A 13,297-nucleotide genomic window follows, 5' to 3' on the forward strand; every position below is an offset into this window, starting at 1 on the left:
ATACATGATCCAGGGCATCACGCTTTGAAACTGACCTTTTTTAACTTGTACAGACGGATTTTTAGGATCGTAATGTTTAAATCTTTCCATAAATTGTTCCTTGGTCCAATTACCTATTCCAGTAGAAGGATCAGGCGTAATGTTGCTGGAATAAACCGTGCCAGTGGGCATAATAAAATCTCTGCCTCCAGCAAACTCCAGGCCTTCAATATTGCTGCCTTTATCTTGTTTCGTGTGGCAATCCACACAGGCTGCGGCATTGACTAGATAGGCGCCGTATTTTAAAGTATCTGTAGTTGGAGGTAAGGTTTGAAACTCCGCCTTTTTAGGAATGGTATTCACCAGGAGGCTTAAAGGGAAATCCAACTGCCGCTCAGGTGTATGGGTGGCTTTGGATGGAAGCGTACGAATATAGGCAATGATTGCATAGATATCCTCTTTATCCATTTTTCCATAATTGTGATAAGGCATAATATTGACGATGGCTTTGTTATTTTTAGTCACACCTGTGGTAATCAACCTGAAAAGCTCACCGTCGGTCCAGTCTTTCAAATGATAAGGGGTAATATTTGGGGAATAAACAATACCTGGAAATCCTATAGTATGGTCAAACTTTTCTCCTCCTGCACCAATAGTAGAGGTGGTGGTTGGTCCGGCAAATTTCTCCCAGTCGCGTTTAGAGTGGCAATCTATACAGGACGAAACATGGTTAGCCAGGTATTTACCTCTTTCAACGCGCGCTGGGGTAAGGGTAATCTTTAGATCGGTAACACCACCTACATCAGGCAAAGCTAATTTAACATAGCCGAGTGTTGCGACCAGAAAAACGAATAAAATCAATACAATAAAAATCAGGGGTTTGCGAACTCGTTTCATATGCTTCAATCATGTTACTTAGATCTTAAAACGGAGATAGGAAGGGAATATATTTAGATATTAAGTTCGTTAAAACATTTTATTTGAAGTAATTTATTTCCATTAAATTGTTGACCCTTAATGATTTGTTTGAATCCTTTACACGATCATACTTTGATTCTGATTTAGGCGTTTATCATTTAAATAGCTGATAAATAATAATTTATTCAATTGTCTATTCTTAATAAATACAATAGTAAATTTAAAATCAATTCTATTTTTTAAATACGCCAAAAATTTAAATTAAAAATAATATTATGGCAGACGGCATTAAATTAAGGCATTGCGCAACCATGGAAGTCTTTAACCGGCAGGTAGAAGTTTTCCCCGAATACAGAAGGGCACAGGCTGCGATAGAAAATGATATTTTTTCTCTTTTAGAAAGCACGGGCACATTTAGAGTTAGCCAGCCTGCTATTGTGCACGTTGTTGTGCATGTGATCTATCATGCAGAAGAGGAAAATATCAGCGATGAGCAGGTATTTAGCCAGATGGAGGTCTTGAATAAAGATTTCAGGGCCCAGAATGCTGATATTGACCAGGTTCCTGAGGTTTGGCAGAGGCTTGTTGCAGATGCTTCTATTGAATTTGCATTGGCAAAAGTTGACCCGGAAGGTAATGAAACCAACGGAATCACTAGAACAGCCACAGAAACTGCTTCTTTTGGAACGGATAATGCCATGAAATTTACGGACCAGGGTGGGCATTCTGCCTGGTCTACCGACAGCTATTTGAATATTTGGGTTTGCAGCCTTGGCTCTGGTATTTTAGGTTATGCCCAGTTTCCCGGAGGCCCTCCAGAGACTGACGGAGTGGTTATTGATTTTCGTGCTTTTGGCACACAGGGTAGTGCAATTGCTCCCTTTAATGCGGGAAGAACGGCAACTCATGAAATAGGGCATTACTTTAACCTCTCCCATATTTTTGGTGATGGCCGTGCCAACAGCTGTTCTGATTCTGACTATGTAGAAGATACACCGAACCAGCTAGGACCAAATTATGAAAAACCTAGTTTTCCATCGATATCATGCGATAATGGCCCACATGGTGATATGTTTATGAATTATATGGACTATGTGGATGACGAAGCTATGTTTATGTTTACTGAAGGGCAAGCTGCCAGAATGAACGCCGTGCTTAATGGCCCTAGGGCTTCCTTATTTAACCAACAAACCTAAACTTGTATGGCAGAACTGGATCCTAAACACCTGTATCAAAAGTGGACACACGCCTTTGAGGAAGATACAGAAAATGAAATGGTTTACCGGCCTGCTGGATATACTTTAAAAAGAGCCAGGGGAAGAACACAGCTTGATATTAAAGAAAATGGTGCTTTAGTAGACTTTCAAATCGGTAACAACGATATTCCTGCACCTGTTAATGGAACATGGAAAGTTGAAGATGATCAGTTAATGCTCCGGTTAGATGATGGGACTGAACAAAATTATCCTATAAAAGAAGTTACGCCTGAGGTTTTGATCCTTAAAAAAGGGAAGTGATGAAAAATATACAATATATCTGGTTAATATTCCCCTTAAGTATTTTTGTTGCCGGATTCTTAGTGCTTCAAGTGAACATTAACCGGGAGAAATTAAATCAACAGGCGGCCCAAACGAATACAACAGCTAAAACAAATATAAAACCTGTTGTCACTTCAGGCAATGAAAAAGCATTACCCTATTTCATTTTAGCATCGATCTTTATTGTGTTGATCCTGGTATTGCCCCGGCTCAAAGAACTCAGTATTTCCGAAAGGTCTCTGGTGTTGAAATTGGTAAGTGAATTGAAGGAAGAAACTAGTCAGATGGTTGTGGAAAAGCCTGTAGGTCAAGAATCTTTAAAGACTGGTGCTGCTACGCAACAGCTAATCCGCATCAGGGAAAAGATTGCACTGGTAGAAGAATTACTTAAATAAAGCAATTCCTTACCTGGAAATTAATGATTAAATAAATGCTATAATGAAAACATTTGATAGGTTTATTGAGCAAATTGAGAAAACTAAACAACGTTTTCAATTACATTCAGGTGAGGATTTAGGGGCTGTAAAAACTATTATACATCCCAAACAAGTTCATAATTACTTAAAAGCACATAACTTAAAAGTTACCGAATTAATTAATGACCGCCAGTTACGCGAAAGAGTCATTAAAGGTGATGATACACTCGATGTCAATTACCTGGAGAAAGGCACTATTGCAGCGAAGTCTGTTTGCCGTATTCATATCAATGATGCACAAGGCGATGAAGGCTTTGGTACAGGATTTTTGATTGCCCCTCAAATATTAATCACAAATAACCATGTTTTGCCCACTTTAGCCTATGCCACTTACTCTTTTGCCGAGTTTAATTATGAGAATGGAACAGATGACCTCCCTTTGCCTTCCAAGCTCTTCCGTTTCAATAGTTCCAAAATGTTTTATACCAATGAAGAGTTAGATTATACGATTGTATGGGTAGAAGACAGGTCTACTGATGGTCTAGGTTTTCTTGATGAATTCAATTACCTGAAGTTAAATCCTAACCTGGGTAAAACGAAAGAAGGAAATTATGTTTCCATCATACAGCATCCAGATGGGCGGATCAAAAAAGTGGCTATCCGGCAAAATGAAATTACCAACTTGTCGTTGCCAAAATTCATCAGGTATGTTACCGACACAAAAAGTGGCTCTTCGGGTGCCCCGGTATTCAATGACAAGTGGGAAGTGGTTTCCGTACACCATGCCGGCATTCCAAGGTATAATATAGATGGCAAGATATTAAATCTAGCAGGAGAAATATGGGATAAATCTCAAGGAGAAGTGCAGGTTGATTGGCTTGAAAATGAAGGGGTTAGGGTGAGTAGTATTGTTTATGATATGACTACTGTTGCCGCTCACACTTATCCTTTTCTTTTAAATTATTTTAAGCCACTCACCGATTTAGAAGACATCCGCAGATCAATGGGGATCAGTATTGCAGATTTAGAAAATGAAACTTATTATCCAAAATCTCAGGATGTAGAGCAACAGCAACGATATTACAGCAATCTGGAAGATCCGGAGCATGCCTCAGTGAATGAATTACATGCCTTATTGGAATTAACGCATACGGCTGCACCTAAATATAACCCATCAAAATACCTATACCTTAATGTGGATTTGCACCCTGATGGGCAGCTTAAAAGTATTTACTCTAATAAAGATTTTACAACACAGGAACTTATTCTTGCCGATCAAAAGATTGATATTGACAGACAACTCCAATTTATAGAGTTGGTTAAAAACGAAAAAACTCTTGGCTTATCTGCCTTCAATGAGGCTGTAGAGAAGCTGGAATCCGCAATGCCTTATAACTGTGAACATGTCATCTGCCAATCCTGGTTTAAAAAGCAAGAACCTATGCGTGGCGACCTGCATCATTTATTTGCTTGCGAGTCAAGCTGTAATTCTTTCCGCAATGATTTTCCTTACCATGAATTTCCAGCTTATCAGCCCGAGTTAACTCCGTTAGACGATAAAGAACAATCTGCCTGCGGTTATGTACAGGATGAATTATTTGAGCCTGAGCATAATAAAGGCATCGTTGCCCGGGCTGTATTCTATTTTCTGGTCAGGTATCCGGGAGTGATCAAAATATATAAACCTAAAGAGATTGAGATTCTTAAAAACTGGGCTGCTCAACAACCAGTAACTTTATATGAAAAACACCGTAACCATGAGATCTCACTTATTCAAGGGAATAGAAATCCCTTTATAGATTTTCCGGAACTGATACAATCGATCAATTTTAATGTTTAAGGTGTTATTATGGAAAATATTTCAATTATAGAAGGCTATCCAGATTACCTTATAACGCGGATGGAAGAAAGAGACGGAAATAGGAAAAATGAGCTTCCTGATCAACTGGGAGGGCATTTAACGGAACTTGTCTTTGAAGACCTCTTGATTTGGGATGTTGAAGCGGTGCAGGTAAGTTTTAAGGAAGGGGACGTGTCGCTACATCAAAAAATTGCTGAAACGGCCGCTGAGTGGAGTAAATATGCCAATATACAGTTTGATTTTGGCTATGACCCTGCCACAGAACAGTATAGGCTGTGGGTTGAAGGCGATGTTTCCCATATAAGGGTAGGGTTTAAGCATCCGGGTTATTGGTCGCTGGTTGGAAAAGATAGCCTTGACCCTGAAATTGTGCTTCCTGGGGAAATCACTTTAAACCTGCAGAATTTCGATACTGATTTGCCATCAAATTACAAAACCGTTGTACTTCATGAATTTGGACATGCCTTAGGTTTTCATCATGAGCACCAATCGCCAGTGTCAAACTGTGATTTCGACTGGGAAACCGTGTACGATTACCTCGCTGGTCCGCCAAATTACTGGTCTAAAGAAAAGGTGGATTTTAACCTGCGGAAAATGCCTGCCGGCGGATTAACATATTCGCCACATGATAAAAAGTCTATTATGCATTATGCTTTCCCTGACTGGATGTTTTTAAGTGGCACCTCATCCCCATGTTATGTGGAGGAAAATGTAGATCTTTCTGAAGAAGATAAGCAGATGGCTGCTGAGGCTTATCCTTTTGAAGGCGAACAAATTGAACATGCCAAAGTAAATAAACAGGAGAAGCTAGCGCTTTTGCTGGAACACAAAAAACTGAAGGCTCCATTAGCGCATAGGGTTAAAAAGAGCATCTTGATTGCAGGTGGGCAGCTGAATGAGGACCCTCGATATTTAAGTGAAGATATGGAACTCGCAAATCTATTGCCCACTGCTGGTTCCTTTCAGTTTCTAGCAGACCTTTTAGATCAACTTGTTAAACAATACAAGAAAGATGCAGACGTAAAACTGAGTGATATAGAAAATTGTGAAACGGTTGGAGATTGTTTAAAACTTATAGAAGACATAATACCTAAATAAATCTACTTCGATGAAAGTAAGCATGGTCAAATTACTCCTTACATTGGTGTTGTTTTTGGCACCTTTGCTTCTCTATGCGCAGAAAGACAACGTGAATACCTCATTTTTATCTCAAATGCTAAAAAGCGTTGAACTAAGAGAGTCTTTTGGATCGGCCACACCCAGAACAGCACCTGTTAAATTTCAATTTACCTTACCAAAAGATGCTGATGATTCTTTCTTGATAGATGGTGCATTAGGAATTCCCTTTTTTGATGTTGGTATAACCCAAGGTTTAATGCTCAGGGGGAAAATTATAGGAGAGTACCACCGTAATACACTTGTAGAAGAAGAACAGTACACCTGGCAGACAGGTTTTTCTACTGAACTACGGACAAAAATCAAAATGAACGACAGAAATACGGCGTATTCACAGCTAATTTTTACACCTACTTTCAAGTACACCAGGAATGTTATGGATACGGTGAATTCGCTTGTTTTTACGATGGACGTGATTCCATTTCGTTCTGGTTTAAAGGGGATTAACCTCAATACCTATACCCTTAGTGGCAACAGGAAGCTGATCAACCTGTTGTCTATCATACCCGCAGTTGAACTACAGCATCAATTTTCCGCTGCCCAGTCTTTAGATAATGGCACTATTTTAAGACCTCTGCTAAAGTTTCAATATAGTGTGGGGGGAAATAAAACAAGAATCCCTGCTACAAGAATGGTTGAACCCATAAAAACCTGGCAAGCTGCAGTTGATTATACACTCAGATATGCTGTTGTCAATTCTACTTCTATAGGAGAGGATTTTACTCATTTACTCACTACCGGTGTGGATTATTATTTCTCCACTTCACCGGTTAGCATTGCTTTTGGTGTTTCATTTAATTATGGATCAGATCCCTTACAGGGTTTAAGGAAACAACAATATTGGCTGGCAACGATCAGTATTCAAAAATAAGCACATTGGGCAAAGGGAATTGTATCTTTGTTTAAAAGGTTGATTTATGGTGCATACGATAACAATTAGCGATTATATAAGGTTAAAACCGGTGGTTTCCTTAATTGATGTCCGTACCCCTGCAGAATTTGCGCAAGGGCATATTCCCGGCGCTTTCAATGTTCCTTTGTTTAGTAATGAAGAACGAGTGGCCGTGGGTACCACTTATAAAAAACAAGGGAGAGAGCAGGCTATTTTACTCGGCTTTGAACTTACGGGACATAAATGGGCAGGATATATCAAACAAGCGCTAGAAATTGCGCCTAACAAAAAGATCGCGGTCCATTGCTGGCGTGGAGGTATGCGAAGTGGTTCCATGGCATGGGCACTGGATTTGTATGGCTTTGAAGTATACCTCATTTCCGGAGGTTATAAAACTTACCGGACCTGGGCATTGGATCAGTTTAACCACACTTTTCAACTGCGTGTACTCGGCGGAAAAACCGGCGCCCAGAAAACTAAGCTGCTAAAGGAACTTTATATCCTAAAGGAACAAGTGGTAGACCTCGAGCAGTTGGCCCAGCACCAGGGATCTTCTTATGGTACACTCAACCGTATGGTTCAACCTACGCAAGAGCAATTTGAAAACGATTTGGCCTATCTGCTTAGTCAGTTTGACCCGCAAAAAGCAATTTGGGTAGAAGATGAAAGTTTAACCATTGGCAAACGCTGCATACCTCATGGTTTTTTCAACCAGATGCGCAATACCATCGTTATCTGCTTGAACGTGCCTCTGGAGCAGCGAATAGCAGCACTTGTTGAAGAATATGGATCTTTAGAGAAAGATTTCCTCATTGCTTGTACGGAACGTATCCGTAAAAGGCTGGGGCCTGAGCAAACGAAAAATGCCATCATTGCGCTCGAAGAAGGTCGCATGGCCGATTTTATTCGCCTGGTCGTTTATTATTACGATAAGACCTATCTTAACGGACTGGCAAAAAGGAATAAAGAACTCATTTTTCCATACGTGACCGGGGAGCAAGAAAGTTTAACTACAATTGCTCAACAACTCATAGATTTTGCCAATACAATATCGGCAAAAGTTACAGTGTAAATAAAAAATATGAATTTGGAAGACATCAAACTAACACAATACTCTCATGGTGCGGGCTGCGGTTGCAAAATCAGTCCGGCTATTTTAGACAAAATATTACACAGTACAAATCCTGCCATACCTGATTCACGGCTTTTAGTAGGTAACGATAAACGTGATGATGCTGCAGTTTTAGATTTAGGAAATGGTACGGCACTCATCTCTACCACAGATTTCTTTATGCCCATCGTGGATGATGCCTTTGATTTTGGTCGTATTGCTGCGGCAAATGCCATTAGTGATGTGTATGCTATGGGTGGTAAGCCTGTCTTAGCCATTGCTATATTGGGGTGGCCTATAGAAAAGCTAGCACCCGAAGTGGCAAGTCGTGTGTTGGAAGGTGCAAGATCAATTTGTGCAGAAGCAGAAATTACACTTGCTGGTGGCCATAGCATCGATTGTCCGGAACCCGTTTTTGGACTGTCGGTCAATGGAATAATCAATATTCCACAGTTGAAACAAAACTCTACCGCCCTTGAAGGCTGTCGCTTATACCTCACGAAAGCCTTGGGTGTTGGCATTTTGTCTACCGCTCAAAAAAGAGGGATATTACGTGCTGAAGATGCTGCCATAGCCTTAAAAAGTATGGTTATGCTCAATAAAGCAGGGGCTCTTTTTGCCCAGATAGAAAGTGTTAAAGCCATGACTGACGTTACAGGCTTCGGCTTGTTAGGGCATTTAACCGAAATGTGCCTGGGCAGTGGATTGTCGGCCGTCATTGAATTTGATAAAGTGCCAGTCATATCATCCATTCCGCACTACCTGGCTCAAGAATGTTATCCCGGTGGCACTCAACGTAACTGGAAGAGTTATGGTGATAAAATAGGCCCTGTAAGCGAACAGCAGAAATTTATTCTGGCAGATCCTCAAACCAGTGGAGGCCTCCTTGTTGCGGTAACAGAAGAGGGGTCCACAAGTTTTGAGCAGCTTTTAAAAGAGCAGGGTTTACCTGCAATTTCTTTTGGAAGGCTTACAGCGCAAAATGGTGATCAACTCATTCAGGTAATTTAATTATTCAATTAATTGTCAAACAGATAGCTGCTATAAGCTAAACCTTTTGATACACTGGTGAAATTGTCGCCAGTGTTCACTTTTACGTTAGGGAATTTGCGCTTAAATAGATGTTGAATAGCCCTAACCAATGATGTGCCACCAGTTAGAAAAAGACTGTCAATTTCATCAGCTCTGATGTTATTTTTCTCCATAAACTCATCCAGATAGGTACTGATCTTTTGAATGTCTTTATGGATAATTTCATTGTATTGGTCAATGGTTATATCTTCTTGAATAGCTATACCCATGTTGGCATAACTGAAAGGGGTAACATCTTTTTTAGAGAGCCCAATTTTAGTTTCTTCAATAGACTGGAAAACCGAATAAGCAAGGTTGTTATCTATCAAGGTGATCAGGTTTTTGAACTGAGGATCATTGCCAGAAAAATAATAATAATTCTCTATATCTTTCTTGATCCTAAGGCCATTAAAGAAGTTCATTTTATCCCATGTGCAGATATTGGCAAAAAGTGATTTCGGTACAGTGAGCACTTTCCCTGGTGTGGCTTCATATTGTGTATGTTTACCAAAATAGGGCGTACCTTTTTCCCACATAAATGCCGAGTCAAAGCTGTCACCACCAATGTAAATACCACCTGTAGCCATTAAATCGTCAGTTCTGTTGCTGCTGCCTACTTTTTCGGGGTCTAAAACTAGGTAAGTGAAATCTGTTGTTCCCCCTCCAAGATCAGCTACCAGAACATTCTCTTTCTTTATTAGTGTTTTTTCATAGGCAAAGGCTGCCCCAATAGGTTCAAACTGAAAGCGCACTTCCGTAAAACCAGATAATTCTGCTGCTTTACTTAACCTGGTTTGTGCCAGCACATCTTGCTGTGAGCTGTCGTCATCAAAAAATACTGGTCGACCGATTATTGCTTTTTTGCAATCAAAACCAATAATTTCATCTGCACGCGACTTAAGTTCTTTTAAAATTAAGGCAACCAGGTTTGATGCTGTATACCTCTTGTTTTGAATGCGTGTTTCCGTAAAACTACTTTTTGACAGGATCTGTTTGATAGATTTGATAAAACGCCCATCCATACCATCGCTAAGGTAAGAGGATATAGCTGTTTCGCCAACCACATAATTCAGCGTACCATCGCTGCTAACTTGGTTAGGGAAGTAAATTAAGGAAGGAATAAGGATAGTTGTAAGAATCTCTTGTTTCTCTTCATCAAAAATAGATAATGCTGAATTGGTTGTTCCAAAATCAATTCCGTATAAAAACTTCTTCATTAAAAAAGGGTGGGTGGATTAGCGAATTAAATAAACCACTAACTTGCGTTAGTGGTTTCAATAAATTGGTTTAAACTTTTTTTGGAGGAAGATCAAAAGCAATAGCTTCATGCTCAAAATGACCATTGTGGGCACCATCACAAAATGGTTTGTTGTTAGACAGTCCGCAACGACATATTGATAATACTGTTCTTCCTTGTAAACCGTAAGCATTACCGTTTCTGTCTACGATTTCGAAATCGCCATCAATTTTAACTGACCCGTTATTGTTAATTGTAAGTTTTGTTTTCGACATTTATCTTTTAAATTTCGGCAAAGCTATAACAATATGTCCATTTTGGCGCATTAATCGGTAATTTTAGTAGTGAAAAAGAGCATAGCTTTTGCTAATTATTTTTGAATAGCATTAAATTTTGCTCTAAATTTAAGCTGTGAAAAGTACAGCTTCGGCTATTAAATCATCAACTATATTTGATGTCATGGATAATATCATTCAAAAACAATGGGAAGAACAGGATGGCCGCCTCTACAAAGCGGTGATCTTTAAGGATTTTAACGAAGCCTTTGCCTTTATGGTTAGGGTAGCCTTTTTGGCAGAAAAAAGCAACCATCACCCCAAGTGGGCTAACGAGTGGAACAAGGTAGAAATATGGTTAAGTACACATGATGAAGGCCACCTCATCACTGAAAAAGACAGGAAGATGGCCAGGGATATTGATGGCTTGCTGGGTATAAATGATTTGTTAAGCCCCTAATTCGCTGCTATTTAATTAGCGAAATGATCTGTTGATAAGATAATCCCTCATAATCATTAATGTAAAGGTCGCATGGAGGTAAATCTTCTTTACGATGTGAGCTGAGTACACCTACCACTTTCATTCCGGCATTTAAGGCAGCCGTAACACCAGAAAAGGAATCTTCAAAAACAACACATTGAGCAGGCGAAATGCCAAGGTTGCGGGCTGAAGTTAAATAAACTTCCGGATCTGGCTTGTGACTTTTGACGTTCTCACTGGCCATAATGGATGATAATTTTTCACGGATCTGTACTTTACTTAAAATAAGGTCAAGATTAGCATAAGGAGCGGAAGTTGCCACGCCAATTTTAGTCCCGTTGGCTTTTAAATCATTTATAAAAGGAATGATGCCAGCTATTGGTTCAATATGGGGCTCATAAATTTTCCTGAACAAGCCTTCTTTTTCCTCTTCGAGCTGTAAAAGTTCATCTCCCTGAATTGGTCTTTTCAAAAAGTGACTCATGATATAGCTATTGCTTTTACCGTACATGTGTTGTTCAAACTCTTCTTCAGTAGGTGCAAGGTTACGAGTGGAAAAGAACTCCCTGAAGGCCAGGGAATGGTAAGGATTAGTATGGCAAATGACACCATCCATGTCAAATATTACTGCAATTTCATTATTCATCCTGCAAGTTACTGATTCATAAGCTGAGCAGGAATATTTATATCACCACAGTGTCTATTCTTACGTTATTTTGACTTATACTTCTTTTTAGTCAATAATTTTGGGCAGATTTGTCTACATAAAATGATAGAGATATGCGGAACAGAATAACAGTTATCATCCCGATCCTGTTATTGATGATAATGGGTTGTGGAGGCTTCGAATATAGTCCCAATCAATATTTCAGTGGTGATACGCCCCGGGATATTAATCAGCGAAATATAAAACGTTTGCAGGAAGAACAGGGCGATGCCCGTATAAGGTTTATTTTAACCGGCGATAGCCAGCGTTCTTATAAGGATGCTGAAGATCTGGTTAAAGTCATCAATCAAATACCAGAAATTGACTTTGTACTTTTGGCAGGTGATATCTCTGATTTTGGTCTTTCACAGGAAATGGAATGGGTAGACAAGGTTTTTTCTAAATTACAGCGTCCTTATCTGGGTGTTATTGGCAACCATGATTTAGTAGCAACTGGAGAAAAGGCCTTTAAAAGGATGTATGGAGAGTTAAATTACTCCTTTGTTTATCAGGGTGTAAAATTTGTTTGCCACAATACCAATAGCAGGGAAACATCTTTCTCTGGAAATGTGCCCGATCTGGAATGGTTAAAAAAAGAATTCTCACCAGAAACTGGGGTAGAGGCTTATATAGCTGTTGCTCATGTTCCACCAGGTGATGGTGACTTTGACAGGAGTCTGGAGGCCAAATACATCAATATCATTAATACATCTCCGAATACCCTGGCAGCATTATATGCGCATCAACATGCCTACAATCTGTTTTATCCGGGTAATCAGCACACGATACCCTATATCGTTACTACTGGAATTGAAAAAAGAAAATTTGTACTCATCGAAATCCTGAATGGAAAGCTTACGTTTGAAAATATTGAATACTAAAGGCTTGTTATTTAGCTTGCTTTGCTTGCTAATGGTAAACAAAGCTGCAGCGCAAGTTCCAGAAATTCTGGTGCCCAAAGATATTGTGATCCAGCATGCCGGAAGTATTGGTTTTTTTAGTGTAGGTATTGGCTACCCTGTTTTTAAGAACAAACGGGGAAGCTTAGATTTTAACTATGGGTATGTTCCAGAAAGCAGAGGAGGGCAACTACATATTTTAAGTGCTAAATTTGCTTATAGACCTTTCAAAATTCAGCTAGCCGAAGGGGTGAGCTTGTTCCCAGTAAATCCAGGCGCCTTTTTTACTTATCATTTTGGAAAACAATTTGATTTTTACTGGGACAAAGATACCTATGAAGACGGCTATTATTGGTGGTCTACAGCTCTACGTCCTCATCTATCATTGAGTACAGAGGTAAAGCTTGATGCGCTAAAGGTTTTTAAAACGTCTAAAATTAAAGGTATTAGCCTTTACTCCGAATTCAATACAAACGAGCTTTATTTAACTAGTTATTATAAAAATGCAGGGTCAATATCTCTTGCCGATATTTTTAAATTAGGCGTAGGGATACGTGTTCACTTATAAGTGAGTAGTATTATTATTGTTCATAAGCATCGATTTCTTCTCCAATCATATTGATTAATTCCATGGGCAGGGCGTCTTTGCTGCACCATGTATTACCATTTTCAGGATCTTTATACACTATCCCAAGCCTGTGTTTATTTTCAAAAACATCATAATGTCCTTTGGAAGG

The 13,297-nt window shown here is 39.4% G+C and carries 15 protein-coding genes; 11 read left to right on the top strand and 4 right to left on the bottom strand.

What is annotated here, in order from left to right; translation table 11 throughout:
* A partial coding sequence (locus ACR2F7_RS13210; protein ID WP_432714025.1) for a c-type cytochrome occupies nucleotides 1–876 on the bottom strand: 876 nt, incomplete at its 3' end.
* 296 nt (nucleotides 877–1,172) lie between these two features.
* Between ACR2F7_RS13210 and ACR2F7_RS13215 the strand changes: the two genes are divergently transcribed.
* The 8 genes from ACR2F7_RS13215 to selD are packed head-to-tail and all read left to right on the top strand — an operon-like array spanning nucleotide 1,173 to nucleotide 8,902.
* Complete coding sequence (locus ACR2F7_RS13215; protein ID WP_432714026.1) at nucleotides 1,173–2,093, top strand: zinc metalloprotease; 921 nt, start codon at nucleotides 1,173–1,175, stop codon at nucleotides 2,091–2,093.
* A 6-nt stretch (nucleotides 2,094–2,099) separates the two neighbouring features.
* Nucleotides 2,100–2,414, top strand: coding sequence for a lipocalin family protein (locus ACR2F7_RS13220; protein ID WP_432714027.1), 315 nt, complete (start codon nucleotides 2,100–2,102; stop codon nucleotides 2,412–2,414).
* Nucleotides 2,414–2,830, top strand: a complete 417-nt coding sequence (locus tag ACR2F7_RS13225) for a hypothetical protein (protein ID WP_432714028.1) — start codon at nucleotides 2,414–2,416, stop codon at nucleotides 2,828–2,830. The genes ACR2F7_RS13220 and ACR2F7_RS13225 overlap by 1 nt, the downstream gene beginning before the upstream one ends.
* A 43-nt stretch (nucleotides 2,831–2,873) precedes the next feature.
* The gene (locus tag ACR2F7_RS13230; protein WP_432714029.1) at nucleotides 2,874–4,691 is read left to right on the top strand and encodes an endonuclease; all 1,818 of its coding nucleotides are present in this window, start codon (nucleotides 2,874–2,876) and stop codon (nucleotides 4,689–4,691) included.
* Between the two features lie 9 nt (nucleotides 4,692–4,700).
* Nucleotides 4,701–5,810 carry a hypothetical protein gene (locus ACR2F7_RS13235; protein ID WP_432714030.1) on the top strand — a complete coding sequence of 370 codons (1,110 nt, stop codon included), beginning with the start codon at nucleotides 4,701–4,703 and terminating at the stop codon, nucleotides 5,808–5,810.
* A gap of 10 nt (nucleotides 5,811–5,820) precedes the next feature.
* Nucleotides 5,821–6,759 (top strand): hypothetical protein, encoded by a 939-nt coding sequence (locus ACR2F7_RS13240; protein ID WP_432714031.1) that lies wholly within the window; start codon nucleotides 5,821–5,823, stop codon nucleotides 6,757–6,759.
* 46 nt (nucleotides 6,760–6,805) lie between these two features.
* Nucleotides 6,806–7,852, top strand: a complete 1,047-nt coding sequence (mnmH, locus tag ACR2F7_RS13245; protein ID WP_432714032.1) for a tRNA 2-selenouridine(34) synthase MnmH — start codon at nucleotides 6,806–6,808, stop codon at nucleotides 7,850–7,852.
* 9 nt (nucleotides 7,853–7,861) lie between these two features.
* Entirely contained in the window at nucleotides 7,862–8,902 is a 1,041-nt protein-coding gene (selD, locus tag ACR2F7_RS13250) for a selenide, water dikinase SelD (protein ID WP_432714033.1), read from the top strand.
* 8 nt (nucleotides 8,903–8,910) lie between these two features.
* Here selD and ACR2F7_RS13255 read toward each other — a convergent pair whose 3' ends face one another.
* Nucleotides 8,911–10,179 (bottom strand): Hsp70 family protein, encoded by a 1,269-nt coding sequence (locus ACR2F7_RS13255; protein WP_432714034.1) that lies wholly within the window; start codon nucleotides 10,177–10,179, stop codon nucleotides 8,911–8,913.
* Nucleotides 10,180–10,249: 70 nt separating this feature from the next.
* Entirely contained in the window at nucleotides 10,250–10,474 is a 225-nt protein-coding gene (locus tag ACR2F7_RS13260; protein ID WP_432714035.1) for a CDGSH iron-sulfur domain-containing protein, read from the bottom strand.
* Between the two features lie 136 nt (nucleotides 10,475–10,610).
* Between ACR2F7_RS13260 and ACR2F7_RS13265 the strand changes: the two genes are divergently transcribed.
* Nucleotides 10,611–10,934 carry a 4a-hydroxytetrahydrobiopterin dehydratase gene (locus ACR2F7_RS13265; RefSeq protein WP_432714036.1) on the top strand — a complete coding sequence of 108 codons (324 nt, stop codon included), beginning with the start codon at nucleotides 10,611–10,613 and terminating at the stop codon, nucleotides 10,932–10,934.
* A gap of 7 nt (nucleotides 10,935–10,941) precedes the next feature.
* Here ACR2F7_RS13265 and ACR2F7_RS13270 read toward each other — a convergent pair whose 3' ends face one another.
* The gene (locus ACR2F7_RS13270) at nucleotides 10,942–11,601 is read right to left on the bottom strand and encodes an HAD family hydrolase (RefSeq protein WP_432714037.1); all 660 of its coding nucleotides are present in this window, start codon (nucleotides 11,599–11,601) and stop codon (nucleotides 10,942–10,944) included.
* Between the two features lie 134 nt (nucleotides 11,602–11,735).
* On the opposite strand from ACR2F7_RS13270, the gene ACR2F7_RS13275 reads away from it, so the two are divergent.
* Nucleotides 11,736–12,542 carry a metallophosphoesterase family protein gene (locus ACR2F7_RS13275; protein ID WP_432714038.1) on the top strand — a complete coding sequence of 269 codons (807 nt, stop codon included), beginning with the start codon at nucleotides 11,736–11,738 and terminating at the stop codon, nucleotides 12,540–12,542.
* A gap of 31 nt (nucleotides 12,543–12,573) precedes the next feature.
* Complete coding sequence (locus tag ACR2F7_RS13280; RefSeq protein WP_432714039.1) at nucleotides 12,574–13,128, top strand: hypothetical protein; 555 nt, start codon at nucleotides 12,574–12,576, stop codon at nucleotides 13,126–13,128.
* The last annotated feature ends 169 nt before the right edge of the window (nucleotides 13,129–13,297 follow it).

Source organism: Pedobacter sp. (assembly GCF_045628745.1).
Taxonomy (GTDB): domain Bacteria; phylum Bacteroidota; class Bacteroidia; order Sphingobacteriales; family Sphingobacteriaceae; genus Pedobacter.

Bases quoted from the DNA above. Each gene is read 5' to 3' on its own strand.
- ACR2F7_RS13215 (WP_432714026.1), top strand. From the start codon at position 1,173: ATGGCAGACGGCATTAAATTAAGGCATTGCGCAACCATGGAAGTCTTT.
- ACR2F7_RS13220 (WP_432714027.1), top strand. From the start codon at position 2,100: ATGGCAGAACTGGATCCTAAACACCTGTATCAAAAGTGGACACACGCC.
- ACR2F7_RS13225 (WP_432714028.1), top strand. From the start codon at position 2,414: ATGAAAAATATACAATATATCTGGTTAATATTCCCCTTAAGTATTTTT.
- ACR2F7_RS13230 (WP_432714029.1), top strand. From the start codon at position 2,874: ATGAAAACATTTGATAGGTTTATTGAGCAAATTGAGAAAACTAAACAA.
- ACR2F7_RS13235 (WP_432714030.1), top strand. From the start codon at position 4,701: ATGGAAAATATTTCAATTATAGAAGGCTATCCAGATTACCTTATAACG.
- ACR2F7_RS13240 (WP_432714031.1), top strand. From the start codon at position 5,821: ATGAAAGTAAGCATGGTCAAATTACTCCTTACATTGGTGTTGTTTTTG.
- mnmH (WP_432714032.1), top strand. From the start codon at position 6,806: ATGGTGCATACGATAACAATTAGCGATTATATAAGGTTAAAACCGGTG.
- selD (WP_432714033.1), top strand. From the start codon at position 7,862: ATGAATTTGGAAGACATCAAACTAACACAATACTCTCATGGTGCGGGC.
- ACR2F7_RS13255 (WP_432714034.1), bottom strand. From the start codon at position 10,179: ATGAAGAAGTTTTTATACGGAATTGATTTTGGAACAACCAATTCAGCA.
- ACR2F7_RS13260 (WP_432714035.1), bottom strand. From the start codon at position 10,474: ATGTCGAAAACAAAACTTACAATTAACAATAACGGGTCAGTTAAAATT.
- ACR2F7_RS13270 (WP_432714037.1), bottom strand. From the start codon at position 11,601: ATGAATAATGAAATTGCAGTAATATTTGACATGGATGGTGTCATTTGC.
- ACR2F7_RS13275 (WP_432714038.1), top strand. From the start codon at position 11,736: ATGCGGAACAGAATAACAGTTATCATCCCGATCCTGTTATTGATGATA.
- ACR2F7_RS13280 (WP_432714039.1), top strand. From the start codon at position 12,574: ATGGTAAACAAAGCTGCAGCGCAAGTTCCAGAAATTCTGGTGCCCAAA.